Raw genomic sequence first — 24,381 nt, 5'->3', positions numbered from 1 at the left:
TTATCAACTTTTTCTCTATGATGCGACAATAATTAATTGCGATAAAAGCATGATTGGTTAATGAGACAAATGAAGCATCACTTTAAAATAAATCCTCTAGCGACTGCGATCTTAACCCTTTTATGTGGCAGCTCAGCCTCCGGCTATGCTGCATCAAATGTCTCGTCCGATGTAAATGCAGAACAACTCAAACAGCGCATAAATGAGACCTATCCAGGTGAAGCATTCTTTTCGCAATACTATGTCGATAAATCCTCGGCTGAAGCACAGCAACGTCAGGAAAAATATTTAAGTTCGGCTTATTGTGAAGGCACCTGGGTGACCCCGATTGCCCCAGATGCAGCAACCGTTGCACCCGACCAGGCCACATCCACCATTACTGCAGATTATGGTCACTACAATCCAGCAGGTGACTCTTATTTAGAAGGCAATGTCATCATTGACCAGCAAGGTCGTCAGATTCGTGCTGAACGCGTAACGATTGATCAAACCCAGACCTATGCCAAAGCAGAAGGTCGTGTACAACTTGCTCAGGGTGGCCTGCTCTCGCAAAGTGATGATATTAATTATAATTTAAAGACCCAAGAAGGCGACCTAAATAACAGCTTCTATATTGCCGAACAGCAACATGCGCATGGTCGGGCAGAAAAGATCGCCAGAACCTCGACCGAGACGGTAGAACTGGAAAATGGGACCTATACCACCTGTCCACCTGAGCAAAAACCGACTTGGAAAATCCAGGCAGAAAAAATCAAGCTGAACCAGGAAACTGGACGTGGTGAAACCCGGAATACCAAGTTGTATGTTAAAGATGTTCCGGTATTGGCTGTACCTTATTTTAACTTCCCGATTGATGACCGCCGCACTACCGGTATTCTGACGCCAACATTTGGTTTTACCAATGATGGTGGTCTGGAACTAGGTGTTCCAGTTTACCTGAATTTGGCACCGCAATATGATGCGACGATTACGCCACGTTATATTGGCGATCGTGGTGCAATGTTGGATGGCGAGTTCCGTTATCTGACTGAGAATTATGGTGAAAGCCGTATTTGGGGAGGTTATTTACCTTCTGATGAAAGCTATAGCGATGAGGATCGTAAAAGCCTGCATTTCTTACATAACTGGCAGATCAATAATCAGCTCTCCACCAACCTTGAATATAACTACGCTTCAGACAAAGATTACTTCGCTGATCTGGACAACAACCCGAACTCTAAAACCGACCTGAACTTACGCCGTGCCTGGGAAGTCAATTACAAAAATGGTATTCCTGGCTTAAAGGCACAATTCAAAGTCGAAGATTTCCAGACCCTAGATCCAACTGTACTGGATGAAGACCGTCCTTATGCGCGTTTGCCGCAGCTTTTAGTCAATTACAAAACCGGCAATCCATTGGGATTACAACTTGAGTTTAATAACGATACGGCTTATTTCCAGAAAGACCTGAGAAATTTCGCTGATACTGACCCAACGGGTGAGAAAGTATATCAGCCAAGTGGTACACGGATCTATAACGACTTTTCCGTGCGTTATAATCATTTTACCCCGTGGTCATTCTTCATTCCTCAGGCGACTGTACGCAACATCAATACTTTCTATGATGAAAAAACCCAAAGCCGTAGCGCGTCTAGTGAAAATAATTCAATTGTGGTACCACAATTCACACTGGACACCGGTTTAATTTTCGAAAAAGAAGGTACGTATCTACAGACCTTAACGCCTCGTCTGTTCTACGCCTATTCACCATATGAAAACCAGCAGAATCAGCCGAACTTTGATTCAGTCGTTGCTTCGATTAATTATGATCAACTTTTCAGTGCGCGTCGCTTTTATGGTAATGACCGCCTGGAAGACAATAACTTTGCCTCCTTAGGTCTGAGCTATAGCCTATTTAATGAAGAAGGTCTGGAGCGTCTGCGTGCCAGCATTGGACAGAGCTTTTTCTTTGAAGATCGTCGTGTGACACTGGAAAATGACGCAGATGAATTTGACCGTGAAAGCCATACCGGCCCTGTTATTCAACTGACGAGTCAACTGTCAAATAATGTTCACGTTAATCTGAACTCAAGCTGGATGTCGAATGGATCGAATGCCCAGCGCGATGTGCAGGTTTATTATACCGGTGATCAAGGCAATCTTTATAACTTAGGCTATTTCTATCGCAAAGATATTCCGAACCGTCAGGACAACTATGACCAGATTGTCGGTTCATTTATCCAGCCCATTGCCAACAACTGGCGTCTGGTTGGACATGCGCAGTTTGATCTCGACAATAGTATCGCACGGGAATATTTACTTGGCGTGAACTATGAGTCATGCTGTTGGGGAGTTTCTGTTTATGGTCGCTCATATTACAATGACTTAGATGACGTTAATGATTCCAACGTCAAAGCCAAACGCGCTATTATGGCCGAAGTCAGCCTGAAAGGCTTAGGTGGGTTAAGCAGCAAACTCACCTCATTACTAGAAAATCGTATTCTAGGTTTTAACAATATCAATCAAACTTGGACAGAACGTTAATGAAGACAAAACAGTTAAAACAAATTTTTAAAGCAACCGCACTTGCGCTATGCCTTTCTTCAGCGATGACGACTTTTGCTGTTGCCCAACCTAAAGATGAAGTTGTAGCTGTAGTCGACAATAGTATTATTCTGCGTAGTGATTTGGCTCAAGGTGTAGCTGAAATCTCTCATCAGCTGCAAAAACAGAAAAAGGCAGTTCCACCACAACAATATCTTGAGCAACAAGCCTTAGAGCAACTGATTATTCGTCAGGCACAGCTTGAACAAGTTAAACGTTACAACATTCGTCCAGATGAAAAATCTTTAAATGATGCTGTTCTGAAAGTTGCCCGTGATTCTGGCTCACCGAGTCTGGAAGCCTTCCAGCAGAAACTGGATGCCATGGCGCCAAATACCTATGCTTCTTTACGTAACCGTATTGCTGAAGATTTGGCATTGAACCGTTTACGTCAACAAATCGTGACTTCACGCATTCAAATTACAGATCAAGATGTTAAAAACTTCCTAAATACCCCGCAAGGTCAGGCCTTGCTTGGCAGTCAGGTCCATGTACTGCATTTACGGGTAAGCGGTGAAAATGCTGAACAAATTGCAACACAGGTAAAGCAAGAATTAAATAGCAGCAATGACATTCAGGCGATCAGCAAAAAGTACAGCACTGGTGACATTAAAGTCGAAGCTGCTGATATGGGTGTGAGAAATCTGTCAGAAATTCCAGCAGAGCTGGCTGCACGCGTAACCACTCTGCAACCGGGTCAGACTTCTGAACTGATTCCTGTGGCTGATGGTGTACATGTTCTGAAGCTCTTGGAACGTAAAGGTGGCGAACAGAAAGCCCTTGTTCCTCAATATTTAACACGACACATTCTGATTCAACCGTCTGAAGTGGTAAGTCCTGAAAATGCCAAACAAATGATTGACAGTCTGTATAACCGCCTGAAACAAGGTGAAGATTTTACTATTTTAGCTTCAACTTTCTCTAATGATACTGGCTCGGCTCGTGATGGCGGAAGCCTGGGTTGGGTTAGCCCAGGCGTAATGGTGCCTGAATTTGAACAGCAGATGAAAAGCACCCCAGTGGGTCAGTTCAGCAAACCGTTTCAATCCCAGTTTGGCTGGCATATTCTGCAAGTGAGCGAAACACGCCAACAAGATATGACACAAGAATATCAGGAACGTATGGCCCGTCAATTACTGGGTGAACGTCAATTTGATGCCGAATTAGACAGCTGGTTACGTGAAACGCGCAATAATGCTTATGTGGAAATCAAGGACCCACAACTGGATCCTAAACGTAACCGTTAAGCCTAGCCAGAATCCTAAAAAGCCAACGACATCTCGTTGGCTTTTTTATTTAAACAACTTAAAGCTTACAGATATAAAAAAACCTCTCATTGAGAGGTTTTTTTAATTTTCAAACTCAATTAACGATTGTTTTCATCGTCTGAAGAGTCTTCAAATTTAGTATCGTTGTCAAAACCAGCGCCTTGACCACCGAAGCCAGCGCCTTGACCACCAAAGCCAGCGCCTTGACCACCGAAGCCGCCGCCTTGACCACCGAAGCCACCTTGACCACCGAAGCCACCAGCACCTTGACCGCCACCGAAGCCACCAGCAGCACCTTGACCACCGAAGCCCGCACCTTGAGGACCAGCAGGCGCGCCAGCAGGACGTGGATTACGTGCAGGTACTACAGTTGAAATTGCATGCTTATAAACCATTTGGCTTACTGTATTTTTTAATAAAACCACGTATTGGTCAAAAGATTCGATATGACCTTGTAATTTAATACCGTTTACCAGGAAGATAGATACTGGGATACGTTCCTTACGGAGAGAATTCAAGAATGGATCTTGTAAAGTTTGACCTTTAGACATGTTATAACTCCAAAAAAATTAAAAATCAGCGCAAAAACTATCTCTATTTTTCAATTAAAAATTATAAAAAAGATAGTCTCTAAATTTTGCTTTATCCGTGACAGTTTCGCAAGTCTTCTCGAGCCTGCTGTAGCGTAAAATATGTTGTAAATTTATGCTTTTCTTGCAAAGACCTTAACCACGTATATTGACGTTTTGCAAGTTGTCGTGTCGCAAATAAAGCTTTATCCTCCATTTCCCGTTGCTTTTCCTTGGTTTTATCAGCATTTTTTAAGAATTCTATAGCCTGACGATACCCCACTGAACGCATGGAAGGTAAATTTTCATTAAAATCGTATTTTTCAATTAAATTCACAACTTCATTTAAAAAACCGCTTTTCCACATAATTTCCAGACGTTGTTCAATACGCCCATGCAATTCTAACCGATCTGGCATAAGCGCATAATTATGGAAACTGTAACGATATGGTAAGTTTTTAGATTGTTCTGCCTGTAGTTTTGTAATCGGCTCACCAGTCAATTTAAAAACTTCCAAGGCACGAATAATGCGTTGCTTGTCGCTGACCTTGAATTTTTCACCGGCAATCGGATCGATTGCACATAATTCTGCATAAACAGCCTCCCAGCCCTCCTGTTTAGCTTTGGCTTCGATCTCGGCTCGAATAGCATAGTCTGCGCTCGGTAAATTATCTGACAAGCCTTCAAGCAAGGCCTTAAAATAAAGCATGGTTCCACCGACCAGAATCGGGGTTTTACCACGCATATGAATATCATCAATCAGGCGGCAAGCATCTTCGACAAAGTTGGCCACAGAATACACTTCGAGTGGACTGATAATATCAATCAGATGATGCGGATAGCGCGCCAGTTCCTCTTTAGAAGGCTTGGCTGTACCAATGTCCATTTCCCGATAAACCAGCGCAGAATCGACTGAAATCAGCTCAAAATTTCCTTGCTCATACAGTTCACATGCCAAAGCGGTTTTACCACTTGCAGTTGGCCCCATTAAATTGATGACCGGCAATTGATTGGACATGTAAAACTACTCTCCTCGAGCAAAAAGTTTATCTAGTTGAGCCAATGGAAAGGCGCGCCAAGTCGGACGGCCATGATTACATTGACTGGCAAATTCGGTTTGTTCCATCTGACGCAATAAAGCATTCATCTCAGACAAACTCAGGATACGATGCGCTCGCACTGCACCATGACAGGCCATGCCGGCCAGAATCTGGTCACGCTTCTGCAATAGACTTTGTGCCTGATCACCCGGATCTAGATCATTCAATAATTCAGGAATCAGGGCATCAAAATCTGCCTTGTGCAAAATAGCAGGGACGCCGCGCACAATCACCTGCTCATCACCATACTGATCAATTTCCAGACCTAAACGTGCCAGCTGATCCTTGAGTTCTTCAACCCGCATCGCCTGCATCCAGCTAATGTTTACGACTTTTGGAATCAGCAATTGCTGTGACGTCCAGAATTCAGGTTTATCCCAGGCTGATTTCATTTGCTGCAAAACGATACGTTCATGCGCCGCATGCATATCGACAATAATCAGACCTTCGGTATTTTGCGCCAGAATGTAGATACCATGTAACTGGGCAATTGCAATGCCCAATGGATGCTCATCGACTTTAGACTTTACATATGTCTGGAAAGACTGATCAGGATTAAAGGTTTCAGTTTCTGAACTCTCTCTGAGCGGAGCTAAATAACTTTGCAAGGCATTATTCAGCTGCTGTGAACCAGAATAAGATTTACGGTAATCTTGGGAGTAATGCACCGTTTGTGGACGTGAAGATGCAAAATCGGTCAGTACATCTGAAGTTTCATTTTCACTTAAGGCAGATGTCGTTCTAAGCACCTGCGGCTGCGAATGCGCAGCATGATGCAGGCTAAACTGCTCCTGATAGCGTGGTTGTGGCGCCACAAAATTAGGCTGTTGATCCTGTTTCATCGCCTCGGCCAGATCCGCAGTCGCAGTCTGGAATTGTGCCAGAGTTTCCTTGGCATAATGCCGCACAAACTCGTGTACTTCACGTTGATTCAGGAAGCGAATTTCATGCTTGGTCGGATGAACGTTGACATCGATATTTTCAGGATCAACTTCCAAAAACAGTAAATAAGCCGCATGCTGATGACCATGCAAGATACCGTCATAGGCCATACGCAAGGCATGGGAAATGGTTTTGTCTTTGACAATCCGGCCATTCACATAAACATATTGTAGATCCGCCTGTGCCCGCGCATCTGAAGGATGACCGAGCCAGCCAGACAAACGCATGTTGATACTGTCTGCATCGATCCAGTAGGCATTTTCAGTAAACTGGCGGCCAAGCAATTGCTGTACCCGCTGAAAACGCAAAGCGCCGCTATCCGCCACGGGTAAATTCAGCTTGATGCTTTCATTATGTTCCAGCACAAACCGGATATCAAAATGCGTTAACGCCATACGGCGCACAATTTCTTCAATATGCCCAAATTCAGTGCCCGGTTTTTTCAGGAATTTACGGCGTGCAGGCACATTAAAAAACAAATCCTGAACCCGGATATGCGTTCCTTTTGAGGCTGCAACAGCCTGAATTTCCTGATGATCAAAAGCTGTGCCATTGACTTCAACCTGATAACCGATGCCCTCGTCACTTTGACTGCTGATCATGGTCAGGCGTGAAACTGCTGCTATCGAAGCCAGTGCTTCGCCACGAAAGCCCAGACTGCTAATCGCATACAGCTCATCGGCGCTCTGGATCTTGCTGGTGGCATGGCGCATGACGGCCAAAGCCAGATCTTCAGCATGAATGCCACGACCATTGTCGATGATTTCAATTAAAGTACTGCCGCCCTGTTCAACCCGAATGATCAGTTCTGTCGCACCCGCATCAATCGAGTTTTCCAGTAATTCCTTGACCACAGAAGCCGGACGTTCAATCACCTCACCTGCGGCAATCTGGTTGGCAAGTGCAGGATCAAGGGTACGAATACGGCGCAGACTTAAATCATCAACCATTTGAAAATTCACGCTCCAAAGCCTGTTGCAATACCAGATTTGAAGAAATCAGACTCGCAGTACGGGTCAATTCATCTTCTGATTTTAAAATTTCAATAATCAGGTCAGCTTGCGGAATTTCATCGCCACCTTTGGATGGCCATTCAAATAAAAATAGCGCATTCGGTGTTTCCAGATAATCCCGGATGCCCATCAATTCCAGCTCATACGGGTCATTGAGGCGATACAGATCAAAATGAAAAATATCCTGACCATTGATTTGATAGGGTTCAACCAGTGTATAGGTTGGACTTTTCACAGAACCTTTATGACCCAACTGCTGTAAATAATAGCGCGTTAATGTCGTTTTTCCTGCCCCCAGGTCACCAATCAGATACACGACCCCCGCAGGGAAATTTTCCGCCAGAACCTTGGCCAGTTTTTGGGTATCGTCTTCATGATTTAAAGTGACATTAAATGAATAAGGCATATTACTCACGACATGATGCAAAAGAATAAATATGATAGCATCGCCACGCTTTAAAAGCCTATTCACCCGTGTGAGAAACTGTATTTTTTCACAAACATCTGCTCCTTAAGAGGTTAATCTGCCTGCCATGCAACCGACTGTTGATTTTAACCCGCCCATGCTGAATGGGGTCAGTGCCAGTAAAGTGTTTTTGCCAGCCAGTCCGGATGCGCCCCTGACAGTTTTTGATTATTTATGCACACAATTTGCGCATATCGCAGCAGATGAATGGCAGTCCCGTTTCGCCGAAGGTCTGGTCTATGATGCTCAGGGCAATCAATTAACTACAGAAAGCCCTTTTCAGTCCAATAGCCACTGTTTCTATTATCGCTTTTTGGCACATGAAGTGCATGTTCCTTTTCAACATCAGATTTTATTTGAAAATGAGCATTTCATGGTGGTCGATAAACCGCATTTTTTGACCATGAGTCCGACCGGACAATATGTGCAGGAAACGCTACTGGTTCGTCTTAAAAAGCAAACCGGCAATGAAGATTTAACCCCCATTCACCGGCTGGACCGTGAAACGGCAGGTGTAGTTCTGATTTCCAAATGCGTGGAATCGCGTGGCCTATATCAGCAGATGTTTGCTACACGTCAGGTACAAAAAACCTATCATGCGATTGCGGCCTATCAACCTGATTTAAAATTACCATTGATCACGCGATTAAGAATGGAAAAGGGACAGCCCTTTTATACCATGCACGTGCTAGCCGGAACGCCAAATAGCGAGACAGCGATTGACCTGCTGGAACGTAATACAGAATGGGCTAAATATGAGTTGAAACCGCATACTGGCAAACAGCACCAATTACGGGTGCACTTGAATCATCTGGGTATTCCGATTCAGAACGATCCCTTTTACCCACAGGTAGCGCACAAGGCGGAAGATGATTTTTCTGCACCTTTAAGTTTATTGGCCAAACATATTCAATTTGTCGATCCGATCACACAGAAAAGCATGAATTTCAGCTCCCAACTTGAATTGACACTGTAAATCGCTTGTCATTACAGATTATTTTATAAAATCGGTCGCTTTAAGATTGAATTTCAAATGTAATTGATTAGAATAAAGGCGAAAAGTTAAGTAATTTAAAGCTTTAAAAATATTATGAGAAAAACTGAAGTTTATCAAATTCGCTTGGACTCGCAAGAGAAGAAACAAGCCTTTGCGGTATTTAAGCAATTGGGGATTACGCCAGCTCAGGCCGTGCGTCTTTTTTTCAAGCAGGTGGTGATTACCAAATCGATCCCCTTCTCGATTGAAAACCAGAATATTAATCTGGAACAACTGATCCGCTTGCGCAAGCTAAAACAAAATGAAGCTAAAACCGAGCAAAATGCGCTTTCCAGTTCTGCCCTGAATCTATTGGATGATCAGGAGATCCAGCTGGATGATGATCATCTTGATTTATTTGAAGAACTGAATGCCATTTTGGGTGAAAGCGACAAAATTTAACATTGTTGCATTTCCGAACAATTTCTAAAGCCTGCCACTCACAAACTTCGCTATGCTTGATGCTGATAATCAATAAAAAATTAGCATGGAGTATGCAATGCTCGTACGACGCGCCCAGTCAGCAGACCTGAATCAGCTGGCGGTATTATTTGATGAATATCGACAGTTTTATGGTACGTCTTCCAATCCTGAACTCTCTTACCAATTTTTAAAACAACGTTTTGAAGATGGACAGACCGTCATTTTCATTAATACCAAAGATGATACCTTTACCGGCTTTATTATCCTGTATCTGGGTTTTTCTTCGGTGGCCTGCTCGACCTATTATATTCTGGATGATGTCTATATCACTCCGGTTTTTCGACGTCAGGGCGCAGCCAAACAACTGATTGATACCGCGATTTTATTTGCCAAACATGAACAGGCCTTAAGAATCACGCTAGAAACCCAAAAAAACAATTATCAATCGCATAAATTGTATGAATCCATGGGATTTATCAAGGATGATGAATTTCAGACCTATCACTGTTTTCTGAAATAAGCCCTATTTTTAAATCACATTTCAAGCGAATAAAAAATTTATTATTCAGAGCGGAATTTGGCCTGCGCCACCTGCTCCGCATTTAAATACAGCCATTCTCCTTCAGCCAGTTCAGGCAAGGCCAAAGCACCAATCTGTGCACGATGTAGCTGTTCAACTTTATTGCCTACGGCAGCCAGCATGCGTTTTACCTGATGATAGACGCCTTGATGAACGGTCATTTGCAAACGATTTTCAGCCAATCGAGTCACTTCAGTAGCTGCGAAAATGCCTTTTTCATTTCTCAATTCGACCCCCTGTTCTAGCTGTTGAATCTGTTCATCCGTGACTAGATCCGCAGTTTGCATCTGATAAACTTTAGCGACATGCTTTTTAGGATGGGTGAGCGCTTGCAGAGACTGTCCATCATCGGTCAGCAATAACAGTCCGGTGGTATCCTGATCCAGACGCCCCACACACTGAATTCCCCGATTCAACAGAATGTCATCAAACAGGTCAAACACACTAAAGTGATGCGTCGCCTGATGCGAACACTCGTAGCCTTGTGGCTTATTTAATGCGATATAGACTTTTTCTCGATAGGTATGACTTTTCCCATAAACCTCGAAATTTAAGTTATTCAAATCCAGTTTATGTTTGGGATTGTCAATCACTTCATCTTGAATTGAAACAGCACCATTTTTAATCAGTTGCTGACAATGCTTGCGGGAGCCGAAACCTTGTGACTGCAACATTTTTTCCAATAGCATCTGTTTATACCTGTATCGAGTGAAGATCTGTGCATTCTATCCTGAAACAGTCATGAATTTGGTTTCTTCCGCTGTTTTCGAGGTATCATGCGTTGAAAAGCTCTACAATAGCTTTATTTTTCATTCTTTCTCTCCCACTTATGTCGCAACTTGATCTGAATCTGATTGTTCTTTTGGTTTTACTGGCTTGCGGTATTTTCAGTCACAATAGTGCCGTCACCATTGCTGCAGCGGTGTTAATCGTTTTGAAAATCACGCCACTCAGCAGTTTATTGCCCTATGTACAGGCGCATGGTTTAAATATCGGCATTATTATTCTGACCATTGGTGTTCTGACACCGATTGCCAGTGGCAAAATTTCAGGAGAAAGTATTCTCAAATCTTTCCTGAGCTGGAAGTCTTTGCTGGCAATCGTCATTGGTGTCTTTGTCGCTTGGCTGGGCGGACGTGGAGTGAAGCTGATGTCCAATCAGCCAGATGTGGTGGCCGGACTGTTATTAGGCACAGTGGCAGGTGTAGCGGTATTACGCGGTGTTCCAGTCGGCCCTTTAATTGCGGCAGGGATTTTATCCTTATTGATTAGTACACAATGAATGTTCAAATCATCAGCGCGTATTCCCAGTATGCAAAGATTTCTCAAAAATACATCACATGACCGGAAATATGCAGATCGCCCGTTGATTATCTTGCGCTAAGCTCTAAAACAGTGCTTCAGGCTTGCTCAGAAGATACTATCAGATCAATGGAATACTTTATTAATTCGATCTTTCAAAATTCAAGCAAAGGAAAGTGAATGATCTTTAAAAGCGGTGACCTGATAAAAATTTGAAATTCAATAAATGATATACACCAGTCTAATCTTTCAAAGCATAGACCAAACTTTCTATCACCTCATCATTTTCCAAATATACTTTAACCGGAATACGTTGATATTCATCGCCTTCAAATACATTTAGCTCATCCCAATATTGGGGAAGATTCTCGGATATGAATACATAACCCTGAACAGTCTCACCCGAATCACTGAGCTGAATACCCGGGCTACCCAGTTCAGCACCCCAGCCACGCTGCTGCAAATGCCCACGGATATAACCGGCTTTCCAGCTTCCTCCAATCCGTTCCATAATAGGAGCATTGGGTTGCTGCGGACGAAGCGTGCCGTATACGAATAAACTGTACATCTTAAGAACCCTTAAACATCATTTTGATGATTATTCTACAAATAGTAGTGCCAGACGCACCTGGTCATAAGCCATTTTAGGCGTGGTCAATTCCACAATCGGACGCAGCTTAATAGAACCGTCATCATTAAAATGTTCCGAGTTTTGACGCTTGGTCAGGCGTTTATAAATCTTGCGTACCTGTTCCACCACTTCCTCACCCGGATGCGCCAGTGAGATATCCAGCCCCTGCTCTTTATGCAAACGCCCCAAATGATTGATGATGGTTGCCGGGGTCAAACCACGTTCAGTCGCGATATCGGCAATTTCATAACCTTCTTCAAACAGTTCACGCGTTTCGTCTAGCGTTGCAGTGGCATAGCTTTGTTTTCCCGCATTCTTGGAAATTTTCTTCTCATTGCGCTGGATTTCAACTTCATTCAAAGTCCCGCCACAATGTCGGATAAAGGCCTTATGCTGTGCGGTCAAATCGACATTTTCAAAATTCGCTTCGGCTTCATCAGACAGTTCCTGAAAACGGCGATCGGCTTTAATCGCCAGACTATCGAGCTCTAAAGCCTGCTCATTAAAACCTTTTAAACGTAAGCCATTTAAGCTTTTCAAACGGGATAAGGCAACATAGCCCTGACCTTTTTCAAAAGTATGACTCAGATCAATTTCAGCAGCTTCCAGGGTCATGCCTTGTGATTTATGAATGGTAATCGCCCAAGCCAGACGCAATGGAATCTGCTGAAAACTGGCAATGGTTTTACCGGCTTCATTGTCTACCGACCAGGTTTCAGGCTCAACGACCAGTGTAGTGCCATCGGTCAGCTTGACTTTAGGCAGCACGCCATACTCATCATCTTCTTCAAAACTGATGACTTCGCCCAGGCTGCCATTGATATAACCCATATCAAAGTTGTTTTTTACAAACATGACTTTGGCATGTTTTTTCAGGGTTAAAGCTTCAGGCGCTCGCACTGACGATTTTAAAGTCTCGATCAGCTTTTCATTGCCATCACACTGCGCATCAAACTGGCGCGGATCATTGTCAATTTCATTCAGATGTTTAAAGTTAATACTGTCGACATCCATATTATGCGTATAGAGGCGCGTATAGGTCTCGCCAATTTCTTGATGTCGGGTTGCCTGTAAAGCAGTGCGGTGTTCATGGCTAATCGCCTGCGCACGAATCGCGTTCAGGATGTCATTCAGATAATCATTGCCCTGACGATGCTGCTCGGTCAGGTAGCAAACGCGAAACTTGGCTTCGACCCAGGCATCCGACATAAAGCAGAATTTGTCGCGGTTGCGCTCATCATTTTTACCGACTGGCGGTAACTGGAAAAAGTCACCCGCTACAATCACCTGAATGCCACCAAAGGCTTCATCACTTTCCTTGAAATATTTCAGTACCTGATTGACCAGATTCAGCTGCTTGGCATGCAGCATGGAAATTTCGTCAATAATCAGGACTTGCGCATTTTCCAGATGTTCTTTTAAGTATTTGCGCTCTTTCATCCGCTTTAAGTCTTCTTCAGACAAAAAGTCTTTAATGCCAATGCCTGCCCAGGTATGAATGGTCATGCCATTCATATGCGTGGCTGCAATCCCGGTCGATGCAGTAATGGCAACGGCGACCTTACGCGCCTTTAAATAATTAATATATTGATTCAGCGTATAGGTTTTTCCCGCACCGGCAGAACCGGTTAAAAAGACATTTTCTCCTGCTTTGAGTAACTTAAGGGCAGTTTCCTGTTTCATAAGAGCAATACCGTAAAAGAACGGCTATAGCCTAACGATTTTTAGCGGAAAAGTTAAGCGTCATGGAGGAAAACAAGCTGTATTGAACTGTCAGGCCTGCAAGTTGAGCCAGTTAATAAAATGCATGGCGATATTGCTGTATTCAGCTTCTGCTTTCTGGTTATTCGGATATTCCAGTTGATCAAAAATCACCTGTCCATTGACCAACTGACACCCCAAGAGTAAGGGTAGGCGCACAGCGGGATGAGACATACGAAAGACCACATATTGTCCTTCAACAATTTGCTGCGCATAGCTTGCCGCCAGACAGTTCCTGAAAATTTTAGCTTCCTCCAGAATACGATCCAAAGTTTTAAGCTCTTCAAAACGCCAGTTGAAATACAGTAAAAATGAAACCTGAGTGATTGGTGTCCAGCTCACTAGTGCAAACTGTTTTTTCAGCTTGGCGATCATTTCCTGCTTTTGAATCTGATCATGCCAGACGACCGCCTGATTAAACAAACTGGTCCAGCTCAGGTTTTTCGATATCTCGGTATGGCTGGAAAAATACTCTACTAGATAGTCACGCACATAACTGTCAAATAGTGACTCACGTACATGCCCGCTTTGCAAATAAAATAGCTGCCTGAATTCGGCAAAAGGAATGCGATAGCGGTGCAGAACATTATAGAAATCACGGTTCTGCTGGCTTTGAGGCTGAATATACGCCAGAACCTCATCTGGTAAATGCGCCGTAATTTTATATAAATGCTGCATATAAGCCTGCATCATCCGGCTCAAGTTCAGATAAACCTTTTTAGTCAGCTGATCATCCATTTTGACCACATTGCGTAACAGCTCCATCCATTCATCCAAATACAGAATTGAGGGACTAATCGCAATCCGCTGATCCTCAATCGATTGGCGTGTGCCTTTTAATACCACCGCCTGATTATACTGGTGCTGAAACCAGTCATGCTGGATCGAATATTCATGCATGCTATGGATAAACAGTCGCGCTGAGACATATTGAAAATATTGCAAGGTCGCCAGAATAATCTGCGAATGAATATGATGGCTGTCTATAAAACTTAAGGCCGTTACTGCGACTCGCACACTGCTATGCTGGATATTATTACTAATCCAGTCCAGTACCTCGGCCGGTTGCTTGAATATCCAGTTCACTGCACGATGACAGTCAAATAGTGGCAATCGGGCTACTTTTTTCTGCCATAAATAAGGATGATTTTCCAGGAAATTCCGTTTGGATAATAAATCATCCCGATGCCACACGTCCCGGTTCATCAATCGGACAAAACCGAGCAGATTACTTTGCTCCTCAGCATGCCGATACAGCAAACAGATATCATCAGTATGATCATTCAGTTCATGCAGATTAAAGCGCTCTTCAAAAGACAGCGACATAATCCGGAACATCGCCGGAGGCAAAAACTGTGCGGCGCTAAAACAGAACTCATCCAGACTGTCCATCAATGACTGGATCGATAGGAATTCATCCTGCTGTAGGCACTCCAAAGAAAAAGCCTGTTGCAAGCTTTCAAGAATCTGCTGTGGAATCTCTTGTTCATCCTGAACAAAGTTTTGCATGACGGGTGTTGTATACAACCCGGCCTTGATCAGCTGCTGGTCGATAATCTCAGCCTGAACAACCGACATCTGTCGCAGAAATTCGAACACCCGTTCCGGGCCATTAACCCACGCATAAACCTGAGCCAGGATAAGCTGACGTAACTGTTTGGCTTTGTCACGTAAATACAGCGAATGCTGCGGTTTTAAATCCCCGGTCAGGAAATAGATATCCTGCAAAAAGAATTCCTCTAGTGCTTCCGCTTTACATTGCTGAAAATAAAAATGACTGTCGACCAAAGCAGGTGCAGTTCCAGAGTCTAGTGCATGGGGAATATGAAACTGGATATAAAACAGGCCATCCAGCAATTCAATCCGGTACTGATCCTGCTGAATTTTTATTAAATTTTGTGCATTCAAATGACCAATCATCGCCATCTGATCAAGATAAAGCTGGTTCAGCTCCGGAGAAATCCGTAAACATTGTTGTGCCAACAACGTTAAAGGTGCTACCAAGCTATCCTGTTCCATACGTGCACCTCGGTCATCTTACAATCATCTTATTTTTATATTGGATCATGCTGAGTCCTTGATCGCCAATCAATGAACACTTAAAAATACATTATGGCATCACTTGCACTATAAAAAAGTCCATGCATCCTCATTGCTAAAAATAGATCATAGCCTAGATTTTACAGGAAGAATTTTTCTTTTTTTAGTTTTGCTGACGTAGCGCCTTAAGCTCGACTAAACCTGTATAAATATGTTGCTGCAAGCTGTGTCGAAATGCGATCAGCTCTTCCTGAGTCTGAACCTGAGCAATCGATTGTGGCGGCATAAACTGAAAATAAAATGGCAGGCGTTTTGGAAATAATCGTTTAGGCAAAGATGGAATCACATCGCCCTGACGTAGTAATTTGTTGAGTTGTGGTACTTTGAGGAGCTTTTGAAAATATTTATGCTGGATGATCTTATTGGCATCAAAGCCAATCTCATAGACTTCATCCCCACCGAGCGCGGCAAAAGGGACAATATCATAGTTAAATTCCTGAGCGAGCTTTAAAAATCCGTAGCGCTGCTTCCAGATCAGCTGATACTGTTCACCCTGACGTTTGAGTACTTCGCGACCACCTCCCGGAAACACCAGAATGGAGTAGTCCTGCTGCATCACAGCACGTACATAATGCTGGATGCCATCGACTGCCCCAAACTTTTTCACGGCTTCACGCCATAAGGGCACATAAAAATGGCTATGATCCGCAATACTGACCACAGCCACTTTATGTTCGTTATAGAGGTAATCAATCAGCATCGGCGAATCAAAGATGCCGTACATGGAATGATTACCGACATACATTGCAGGCCGACTGGCATCAATATATTCAGCCCCTAAAAAGGTAGGGGTAAAATATAATTTGGATAAGGCACTTAAACGCCTAATCCATTCCCCATCATGTTTGACCTGCAATCTGTCTGCTCCCTATTTACTCCGGATTATGCCACGCGCTTTTGGACCAGAATCGAACCCACCGAATAACCCGCACCAAATGAACACAACACGCCGTATTCACCATCTTCAACTTCATGTGCACTACGGTGCAAGGCGATGATCACCCCAGCAGAAGAAGTGTTGGCAAACTCATTCAGAATGATCGGCACCAGACCAGGTTTGGCATTTTCTTTACCAACGACCAGTTTCAGGATCAGTTCATTCATGCTGGCATTGGCCTGGTGTAACCAGAAGCGTTTAACACCTGTCGGCTCAATCTGATTCTTTTCCAGTTGCGCAGTAATCATTTTCGCAACCAGTGGACAGACTTCTTTAAATACCTTACGACCATCCTGACGGAAACGGTTGTCGTCAATGTCAGCATTTTCAGAGGTATTCAAGAAACCAAAGTTATTGCGAATGTTATTCGAGAACTGGGTAAACAACTCAGAATCCAGAATTTCAAAACCGGTTTTGCTGTCGGTATTTTCAATAATTGAAGCTGTTGCCACATCACCAAAAATAAAGTGACAGTCACGTGAACGGAAATCGGTATGTGCAGAAGTAATTTCCACATTCACTAGTAACACACGGCGCGCGCCAGCTTTGATCGCATCATAAGCCTGTTTCAGACCAAATGTTGCTGCAGAACACGCCACGTTCATGTCATAGGCATAGCCTTTGATGCCTAAAGCAGTCTGAATCTCGATGGCTACGGCAGGATAAGCACGTTGCAAATTCGAACATGACAAGATCACGATATCAATGTCTTCGGCAGTCACACCGGCATTTTCCATCGCCTGTTTGGCTGCGATTACGCCCCATTCTGCTTGCAGTGAAATTTCATCATCTGCACGTTCACGTAAATTTGGACGTAAGCGTTTTGGATCAAGAATACCTGATTTTTCTACAACATAACGGCGTTGTACGCCAGATGCTTTTTCAATAAAGTCTGCGCTAGAACCACGACGCGCTTCAACTTCGCCTGCAGCGATTTTGTCAGCATTTTCGTGATTAAACAGTTCCACATAAGCATTTAAACTTTCAACTAATTCTTCATTGGTGATGACATGTTCCGGATGGAATAAGCCAGTACCCGTAATGCGGATGCCCATGTAAAATTCCTTATCTGAATTACCTATATCTTAACTGATTCCAAGACGATCCCATACTTTTTGCAAGCGAGTTGGAGAAACAGGTGCTTTCGTTTTCATCGGTTGTGAAAACAATGAGATTCTTAACTCTTCGACCATGAAATACAATTCTTTCAGGCGAGCGTCATCTTTAAACTCGAATAATTTTTCCATCCATTGATCAATTTGGTCAATGGCGGAATTGTCCCTTTGTAGATTATTGGGCAAGCGCTCTAAACGCAAGATCAAGGCTTTCAAATAACGTGGAAATTCGATCCACACATCGGAAGGTTTACGATATACAAAGTCAGAAAGGCTCATTAAATCAAGCTGATCTTCAATATCATTGATATTTTTTTCAAACACAGAATGGTCTAAAACCAATAATTTCCGGCGGATTTCCTGCCACTGGATATAAATATCCGTGATCTCTTTCAGGGCAACTTGGCCATAAGTCAGGAAAGATTTTTTTACATCTTCAACCAGCTTTTGAAACTCTTGCGCATTGACAGGCAGCTCATTAATGGACATGTGTAGTGTGGCATAAACTAACATTTGTTCCAGTTGCGCTTTATCTCCAAGTGGCGAATAAGCCAGCGCCAGAGGTTTGGAAATCTGTTTTTTTAACTGACGAGTCAGGTCTCCGAGTTGCATATGCACCAGTCGGATCACCCCTTCACGATGTTTTTTGATCGCTTCAGCCTGATCATTAAAAGTCTGAATCACCACACCAGATTCATCTTTTTGTTCCAGCACAGCAAAAGTTTTGCTTGGCACCAGTGCCTGATACTGCTTGACCACAACACCCGTAACTTTCTGCGATGCTTCAAATACAAAGCTTTCCGGGAAGGTTTTAAATTCACCTTTAAGCTGTTTGACCGGACTATGTGTTTCAGTCCGGCAACGTGCTTTCAGCTCCGCCAGATCACGGCCCTGCTCAATGACACGGCCTTTTTCATCAGTAACTTTGATAAAAGGCAACAGATATTGATCGACCCGGTCAAAACTGAAATCTTTCTCAGTGATTTGATCGCCCCGCAGCTGGAATGCCAAGAAACTAAAAATATGTTTCTGTAAATCCTGCGCATCCACTTTTGCCATGAGTTTTCGTGCAGTATCCGGAATCGGTACCAGATTACGGCGCTTGTCTTTCGGCAAACCTTTCAGCAATGCTTCTATCAGATCCAGACGCCAGCCCGGAATTCCCCATGACCAGATGCCTTCATCTACCTGGGCCAAAGCTTGCAGTGGAATTTTAACCGTTGCGCCATCTTCATCATGACTCGGGTCAAAACGATAGGTTGCAGCCAGACGCAGCTCGCCATTCTGTAAATAGTCCGGGAATTGTTGTGTGGTTGGACGGTCATTCAGCCACAGCGCATCATCATCGACAAATAAATAGCGTGGCTGCTGAGGCTCTACCGTGGCACGCCAATCTTCAAAAGTACGACGGCTGGCCACTTCAGGCGGCACTTTAGAGGCATAGAACTGGTAAATGGTTTCTTCATCTACTACCAGGTCACGACGGCGCAGCTTGTCTTCTACCCGCTCGACTTCTTCCAGTTTCAGCAAGTTATGTTTTAAAAATGGCGGATTAATCCCTAGATGACCGGTAGTTAAAGCATCCCGCAAGAAAATTTCATGCGCAGCCGCCTGATCTACTTTTTCATAATTAATTGGGCGTTTCGGCTCAATAATCAGACCAAATAGCGAAATCTGATCATAGGCATTCACTACACCAGCTTTTTTCGACCAGTGCGGTTCAAAATAATGATGCTTGAGCAGGTCACGTGCGGCCAGCAGAATCCATTCCGGTTCAATCTTGGCAAGGGTACGTAAATACACCTGAGAAGTTTCCACCATTTCAAAGGCCATCACCCACGGCGTATTGGTCTTGTGCAATGTAGAAGCCGGGAAAATCCGCGCTTTTTGCTGACGCACAGCCATAAACACATTACGCTCATCGGTCTTATTGGCGATAAACGATAACAGACCGGTCAACAAGGCACGGTGCAGATTCTCATAACTGGCTTTCTTTTCATTAAATGACAGTTTTAGGCCTTGAGCCAAGTCTACCAGTTGTTCATGCGTCTTTTTCCATTCGCGTAAACGCAGCCAGCTCAAGAAGTGATTACGCGCAAAAGTACGGCGCTTATTTTCACTCATGCTGTCGCGATTATTGTGCAGCGTTTCCCAAAGCTTGATATAGAACAGGAAATCAGAATCGGCTTCACGGAACAAGGCATGTTTCTGATCAGCCTGCATCTGCTTGTCCGCAGGGCGTTCACGCGGATCTTGAACCGCAAGTGCTGCCACAATGACCAGCACTTCATTCAGCGCGCCAAAATGTGCACCACCTATAATCATACGGGCCAGACGCGGGTCAATCGGCATTTTCGCCATTTGTTGACCGATCTTGGTTAATCCACTGCTTTGAAGTCTCCCTTTCTCAAAGGGAGATTTAGAGGGATTTGCTTTATCAGCTTCAGTTTTAGGAGAATTTTTCTCAGACATTGCCCCCAGTTCGATCAACAGCTTACGACCATCATTCACCAGACGGTGATCAGGTGGTTCGATAAAATCGAAATCTTCGAGTGAACCTAGCCCCAGACTTTGCATCTGCAGAATTACAGATGCCAGGTTGGTTCGCTTGATTTCCGGTTCGGTAAACTCAGGACGGCTCAGGAAATCATCTTCAGAATACAGGCGGATACAGACACCCGGCGCAATACGACCACAACGGCCTTTACGCTGATTGGCTGCTGCCTGAGAAACAGCTTCAATTGGCAGGCGCTGCACCCGTGAACGATAGTTATAACGTGAAATACGCGCAAAACCGCTATCAATCACATACCGGATATTAGGAACAGTTAGAGCCGTTTCTGCTACGTTGGTGGCAATAATAATACGTCGCCCGCCACTAGAAAGATTAAAGATTTTTTGCTGTTCAGCCAGCGCCAGACGTGCATATAAAGTTAAGACTTCAGTATGGCGTGGCCCGTGTTTGATCAGGGTTTCCTGTAACTCACGAATTTCCTGCTCCGTACTGGCAAAAATCAGGATATCGGCATGTTCAGGATGGCCTTTTTCCTGTGCATCCTGAAAACATTCTTCAACTGCTTTGACTACGGCACGGGGCAGGTTTTCTTCAAAATCATCAAACTCATCATCATCACTACCGCCAATGCTCATTTCCGAGATCGGGCGATAACGCAGCTCAACTGGAAAGCTGCGGCCTTCTACTTCAAAAATTGGCGCACCATTGAAGTAACTGCTAAAACGGTTTACATCCAGGGTTGCAGAAGTAATGATGACTTTCAGATCGGGACGACGCGGCAATAGCTGCTTTAGATAACCCATAATGAAGTCGATATTCAGTGAGCGTTCATGTGCTTCATCAATAATAATCGTGTCATATTTGATCAGGTAACGGTCATGCGTCAGTTCGGCAAGCAGGATACCGTCTGTCATCAAGCGCACAATTGAATCTTGTGAACCCTGTTCCGTAAAACGCACTTTAAAGGAAATTGATTCACCGAGTTTTTCGCCGACTTCTTCAGCAATACGCTGTGATACGCTGCGGGCTGCCAGTCGGCGCGGTTGGGTATGCCCGATCATTCCGGTCAGACCACGTCCGGCCAGCATGGCAATTTGTGGTAACTGGGTGGTTTTACCAGAACCGGTTTCACCGGCCACAATAATCACCTGATGCTTTTGAATCGCGGCAATCAGCTTGTCAGTGTACTGGGTAACCGGCAGATCCTGATTCAGCTTGATGTTCGGAAGACGTTCAAGCCGTTGCCGTACTTTCAGATTGGATTTTTCAAATAATTCCTGATACTGCTTGGCATCTGCGTCTTTCCCCTTTTTCAGTCGATTTAAACGGTGACGGTCACGCGCCATTATCCATTGATCTACATTTAAATGACTCTGCACAGAGAAAACACCCACATCAAAAAACCGGAAAGGTTTATTTTACTTGGTTCATTAGATTTCAGATAGTCGTAGTTCTGTTAAGTGCCGGACAAATTGACTTTGATCGCCTTATTTCCTTCTATTCACCGCCATAAACCTGTCAAAATATCTACACTGCTGTCCTGTGTCTGCATAATTGCTTTTAATCACCAGTTTAAGTTTAGAATTGATATTTAAATTATTTTGCGGAAATCATGCTTTTTTCCGAATTGGCCCTTGAATTTTTTGGTTTCAACATCATGTTTGCTAGCACGAGGAAAAAGAGATAATTTTGTCATCAGGCCATCATCTTGATGCTGCTCAATGAACAAAGCGATTTTGCCAAAGTGGCGCGTTTTTACTTAATTCGGTTTTTCCGATGTTTGTAATGTAAAAATACCATTTTAGCATCAACCAAAATTTCGATACTCTTATTCAAAATCAAAGACTACCTCAATCATGGAGACAATGATGAGCTTAATTAATACTGAAGTTAAACCATTTAAAGCAACTGCATTCCAAAACGGCAAATTCATTGAAGTTACTGAAGCTGACCTGAAAGGCAAATGGTCTGTTGTATTCTTCTACCCAGCTGACTTCACTTTCGTTTGCCCGACTGAACTTGGTGACCTTGCTGACAACTACGCTGAATTCCAAAAACTAGGCGTTGAAATCTACTCAGTTTCTACTGACACGCATTTCACTCACAAAGCTTGGCACGATTCTTCAGAAGAAATCAAAAAAATCCAGTATGTAATGGTTGGTGATGCAAACTGGACACTTGCTAAAAACTTTGACGTATTAATCGAAGCTGACGGCCTTGCTGATCGTGGTACTTTCGTGATCGATCCAGAAGGTAAAATCCAAATCGTTGAAATCAACGCTGGTGGTATCGGCCGTGATGCTCAAGAACTTCTTCGTAAAGTTAAAGCAGCTCAGTACGTACATGCTCACCCAGGCGAAGTTTGCCCAGCTAAATGGAAAGAAGGCGATGCGACTCTTGCTCCTTCAATCGACCTAGTTGGTAAAATCTAATTTTAATTAGATTGAACTGATTCAAAAAAACCACGCTTTTTAGCGTGGTTTTTTATGGTTTAAACTTTTATGGCAGTGCAATACTGGATTTTATTTTTTAAAATGATTTTGTTAAGACTTTAAATATTGCAGTCCTATTTTTTTCTTGATCCATCATCTAAAAATTCAGGCATATCTTTTGCTTCTCTTTCTCATAATCCTTACCCATTCTTACAATTGAGCTATACATCTGCAGAGCCATATGGCATAAGTTCAAATGATAAGATAAGAAATATTCAGTGGAGGAACGCATATGCAAAAACTGCTTACCGTGATTTCTTGGAAATATAATCCCTCAAGCCGCCACCTGAAAATTGTATATAGTAATGGCCATACCGAACTGTATCATCCCGTTCCTGAATTTATTTATGACAACCTGTTAAGACGCCAAGACAAAGCCGCATTCGTAGAAAAATATCTCGAATATAATTTACATTTTAATAAAATTTGCATGGATTAGAGCGAATCAAATTAACGAAATCCCACCATCAGCAAACCTGCGCCTATGGGTACAGTACTCATAATAAAACGTGGGTCTTGCTGAATTAAGGCGATAAACTCTTCTACTTCTGCTGCATGTGAAATGACATTATCGACCACCAACAACCCGCCCTTTGCTTTAAGTAATCGAATCAAATGTGGCCAGTAACTGACATAAGCATCGCGTTCAGCATCTAACAGGATAAAATCAAATATTTCCTGTTCTGCTTTAAGATAAACTTGAGCATCAATCACTTTAAAATCGATCAAATCTGCCAGATCAATTTCTGTCGCATATTGCTTGGCCTGATCAACCCGTTTCGCATCAAGTTCAAGAGTTGTAATCCTGGCTTGAGTCTGCCGAGCCGCTTCTACCAGCCATAAAGTGGAATAGCCGGTAGAGGTGCCAATTTCCAGAATATTTTTGGATTGTTGCGCACGAATCAGCATAGACAAAAATCGACCAGATTCTGGTTCTATATTGCGATATCGGTGCAGGCGATCTGCCTGTTAAAGTCATGCCTATGAAATATTTCATATAATTCTTGCATGAATCTTTCAAATTCATCTGAATTTTTGCATCACTCTTCCCTGAGTCTGTTTGGCTTAAAGTGCCTGAATCAATTTAAAACGCTCTACTTCACGATCATCGTTGGTGGTAATGGTTTCAGCGAACATCGTTAAAGGACGTACCCAAATTGAATAATCCCCATAGAGACATTGATAAACCACCAGCTTTTCTTCAGTTTCACTGTGCGTGGCGACATGGAACACCTGATAAAGCTGCCCCTTATAATGTTGATAAATACCGCGTTGTAATTCCATCATTCAAGTCTCAAATATCTTGTTTTAATCTTAGCTGAAAATCCTTATTCTTGCTCTAAACTACTTGAAAATTAATCTTTCGACCCCATATAGAACTTTGAAATTAATGATGAATTTTTTAATAAATCTATAAATCCGATTAACAAAATAAAAACAAACTGTTTTACCTATTTATTCAATTCATTTAATATCCTGTTATCAAATAAACATTTACTCCTTTGGAGACGTTAGCAATGTTAGACCAAAATACTTCAGCCCAACTTA

The 24,381-nt window shown here is 43.2% G+C and carries 20 protein-coding genes and 1 pseudogene; 8 read left to right on the top strand and 13 right to left on the bottom strand.

From position 1 onward, the window contains the following. Positions 1-69: 69 nt before the first annotated feature. The gene (locus tag WAK81_RS03695; protein WP_422195727.1) at positions 70-2,523 is read left to right on the top strand and encodes an LPS-assembly protein LptD; all 2,454 of its coding nucleotides are present in this window, start codon (positions 70-72) and stop codon (positions 2,521-2,523) included. Next, a complete protein-coding gene (locus tag WAK81_RS03690; protein ID WP_422195726.1) occupies positions 2,523-3,830 on the top strand; it encodes a peptidylprolyl isomerase in 1,308 nt (435 codons plus the stop codon). The genes WAK81_RS03695 and WAK81_RS03690 overlap by 1 nt, the downstream gene beginning before the upstream one ends. A gap of 119 nt (positions 3,831-3,949) precedes the next feature. Here WAK81_RS03690 and hfq read toward each other — a convergent pair whose 3' ends face one another. The 4 genes from hfq to tsaE form a co-directional block, all read right to left on the bottom strand. Next, positions 3,950-4,402: an RNA chaperone Hfq gene (gene hfq, locus WAK81_RS03685; RefSeq protein WP_422195725.1), complete on the bottom strand. Its 453-nt coding sequence runs from the start codon at positions 4,400-4,402 to the stop codon at positions 3,950-3,952. A gap of 91 nt (positions 4,403-4,493) precedes the next feature. After that, entirely contained in the window at positions 4,494-5,438 is a 945-nt protein-coding gene (miaA, locus tag WAK81_RS03680; RefSeq protein WP_422195724.1) for a tRNA (adenosine(37)-N6)-dimethylallyltransferase MiaA, read from the bottom strand. Between the two features lie 6 nt (positions 5,439-5,444). Beyond that, positions 5,445-7,412 (bottom strand): DNA mismatch repair endonuclease MutL, encoded by a 1,968-nt coding sequence (gene mutL / locus WAK81_RS03675; RefSeq protein ID WP_422195756.1) that lies wholly within the window; start codon positions 7,410-7,412, stop codon positions 5,445-5,447. Then, positions 7,405-7,881 carry a tRNA (adenosine(37)-N6)-threonylcarbamoyltransferase complex ATPase subunit type 1 TsaE gene (gene tsaE, locus WAK81_RS03670; RefSeq protein ID WP_422195755.1) on the bottom strand — a complete coding sequence of 159 codons (477 nt, stop codon included), beginning with the start codon at positions 7,879-7,881 and terminating at the stop codon, positions 7,405-7,407. Before tsaE ends, mutL begins: the two co-directional genes overlap by 8 nt. A 127-nt stretch (positions 7,882-8,008) precedes the next feature. On the opposite strand from tsaE, the gene WAK81_RS03665 reads away from it, so the two are divergent. The 3 genes from WAK81_RS03665 (at position 8,009) to WAK81_RS03655 (ending at position 9,920) form a co-directional block, all read left to right on the top strand. After that, the gene (locus WAK81_RS03665; RefSeq protein ID WP_422195723.1) at positions 8,009-8,917 is read left to right on the top strand and encodes a pseudouridine synthase; all 909 of its coding nucleotides are present in this window, start codon (positions 8,009-8,011) and stop codon (positions 8,915-8,917) included. Positions 8,918-9,031: 114 nt separating this feature from the next. Further along, positions 9,032-9,379, top strand: a complete 348-nt coding sequence (locus WAK81_RS03660) for a type II toxin-antitoxin system RelB/DinJ family antitoxin (protein WP_004645487.1) — start codon at positions 9,032-9,034, stop codon at positions 9,377-9,379. A 97-nt stretch (positions 9,380-9,476) separates the two neighbouring features. Beyond that, on the top strand, positions 9,477-9,920 hold the full coding sequence (locus WAK81_RS03655) for a GNAT family N-acetyltransferase (protein WP_004278907.1): 444 nt from the start codon (positions 9,477-9,479) through the stop codon (positions 9,918-9,920). A gap of 41 nt (positions 9,921-9,961) precedes the next feature. On the opposite strand, the gene WAK81_RS03650 is transcribed toward WAK81_RS03655, so the two are convergent. After that, the gene (locus WAK81_RS03650; RefSeq protein ID WP_422195722.1) at positions 9,962-10,669 is read right to left on the bottom strand and encodes a pseudouridine synthase; all 708 of its coding nucleotides are present in this window, start codon (positions 10,667-10,669) and stop codon (positions 9,962-9,964) included. Between the two features lie 140 nt (positions 10,670-10,809). Here WAK81_RS03650 and WAK81_RS03645 point away from each other — a divergent pair, with 140 nt between their 5' ends. Then, positions 10,810-11,262, top strand: a complete 453-nt coding sequence (locus WAK81_RS03645) for a DUF441 domain-containing protein (protein WP_422195721.1) — start codon at positions 10,810-10,812, stop codon at positions 11,260-11,262. Positions 11,263-11,523: 261 nt separating this feature from the next. Here the strand turns inward: WAK81_RS03645 and WAK81_RS03640 are convergent, their stop codons facing one another. From WAK81_RS03640 to hrpA, 6 genes are all read right to left on the bottom strand, one after another. Next, positions 11,524-11,850 (bottom strand): gamma-glutamylcyclotransferase family protein, encoded by a 327-nt coding sequence (locus WAK81_RS03640; protein WP_422195720.1) that lies wholly within the window; start codon positions 11,848-11,850, stop codon positions 11,524-11,526. 30 nt (positions 11,851-11,880) lie between these two features. Then, entirely contained in the window at positions 11,881-13,596 is a 1,716-nt protein-coding gene (locus tag WAK81_RS03635) for an AAA family ATPase (protein ID WP_004645492.1), read from the bottom strand. Between the two features lie 90 nt (positions 13,597-13,686). Then, positions 13,687-15,693 carry a hypothetical protein gene (locus tag WAK81_RS03630; protein WP_422195719.1) on the bottom strand — a complete coding sequence of 669 codons (2,007 nt, stop codon included), beginning with the start codon at positions 15,691-15,693 and terminating at the stop codon, positions 13,687-13,689. Between the two features lie 184 nt (positions 15,694-15,877). Beyond that, on the bottom strand, positions 15,878-16,630 hold the full coding sequence (locus WAK81_RS03625) for a 1-acyl-sn-glycerol-3-phosphate acyltransferase (RefSeq protein WP_422195718.1): 753 nt from the start codon (positions 16,628-16,630) through the stop codon (positions 15,878-15,880). A gap of 26 nt (positions 16,631-16,656) precedes the next feature. Beyond that, positions 16,657-17,766 carry a beta-ketoacyl-ACP synthase III gene (locus WAK81_RS03620; protein ID WP_422195717.1) on the bottom strand — a complete coding sequence of 370 codons (1,110 nt, stop codon included), beginning with the start codon at positions 17,764-17,766 and terminating at the stop codon, positions 16,657-16,659. A gap of 30 nt (positions 17,767-17,796) precedes the next feature. Next, positions 17,797-21,720: an ATP-dependent RNA helicase HrpA gene (gene hrpA / locus WAK81_RS03615; RefSeq protein ID WP_422195716.1), complete on the bottom strand. Its 3,924-nt coding sequence runs from the start codon at positions 21,718-21,720 to the stop codon at positions 17,797-17,799. 489 nt (positions 21,721-22,209) lie between these two features. Here hrpA and ahpC point away from each other — a divergent pair, with 489 nt between their 5' ends. After that, positions 22,210-22,773 carry an alkyl hydroperoxide reductase subunit C gene (gene ahpC, locus WAK81_RS03610; RefSeq protein ID WP_004278916.1) on the top strand — a complete coding sequence of 188 codons (564 nt, stop codon included), beginning with the start codon at positions 22,210-22,212 and terminating at the stop codon, positions 22,771-22,773. 292 nt (positions 22,774-23,065) lie between these two features. Then, on the top strand, positions 23,066-23,272 hold the full coding sequence (locus WAK81_RS03605; RefSeq protein WP_004278917.1) for a KTSC domain-containing protein: 207 nt from the start codon (positions 23,066-23,068) through the stop codon (positions 23,270-23,272). 11 nt (positions 23,273-23,283) lie between these two features. On the opposite strand, the pseudogene WAK81_RS03600 reads toward WAK81_RS03605, so the two are convergent. Both WAK81_RS03600 and WAK81_RS03595 read right to left on the bottom strand, forming a co-directional pair. Beyond that, positions 23,284-23,843: pseudogene (locus WAK81_RS03600) on the bottom strand (O-methyltransferase). Between the two features lie 55 nt (positions 23,844-23,898). Continuing rightward, the gene (locus WAK81_RS03595; protein ID WP_422195754.1) at positions 23,899-24,117 is read right to left on the bottom strand and encodes a DUF1653 domain-containing protein; all 219 of its coding nucleotides are present in this window, start codon (positions 24,115-24,117) and stop codon (positions 23,899-23,901) included. Positions 24,118-24,381: the final 264 nt, after the last annotated feature.

The organism is Acinetobacter sp. (assembly GCF_049284435.1).
In the GTDB taxonomy this organism is placed as follows: Bacteria; Pseudomonadota; Gammaproteobacteria; order Pseudomonadales; family Moraxellaceae; genus Acinetobacter.
This window is presented reverse-complemented; position numbering and strand designations above follow the sequence as displayed.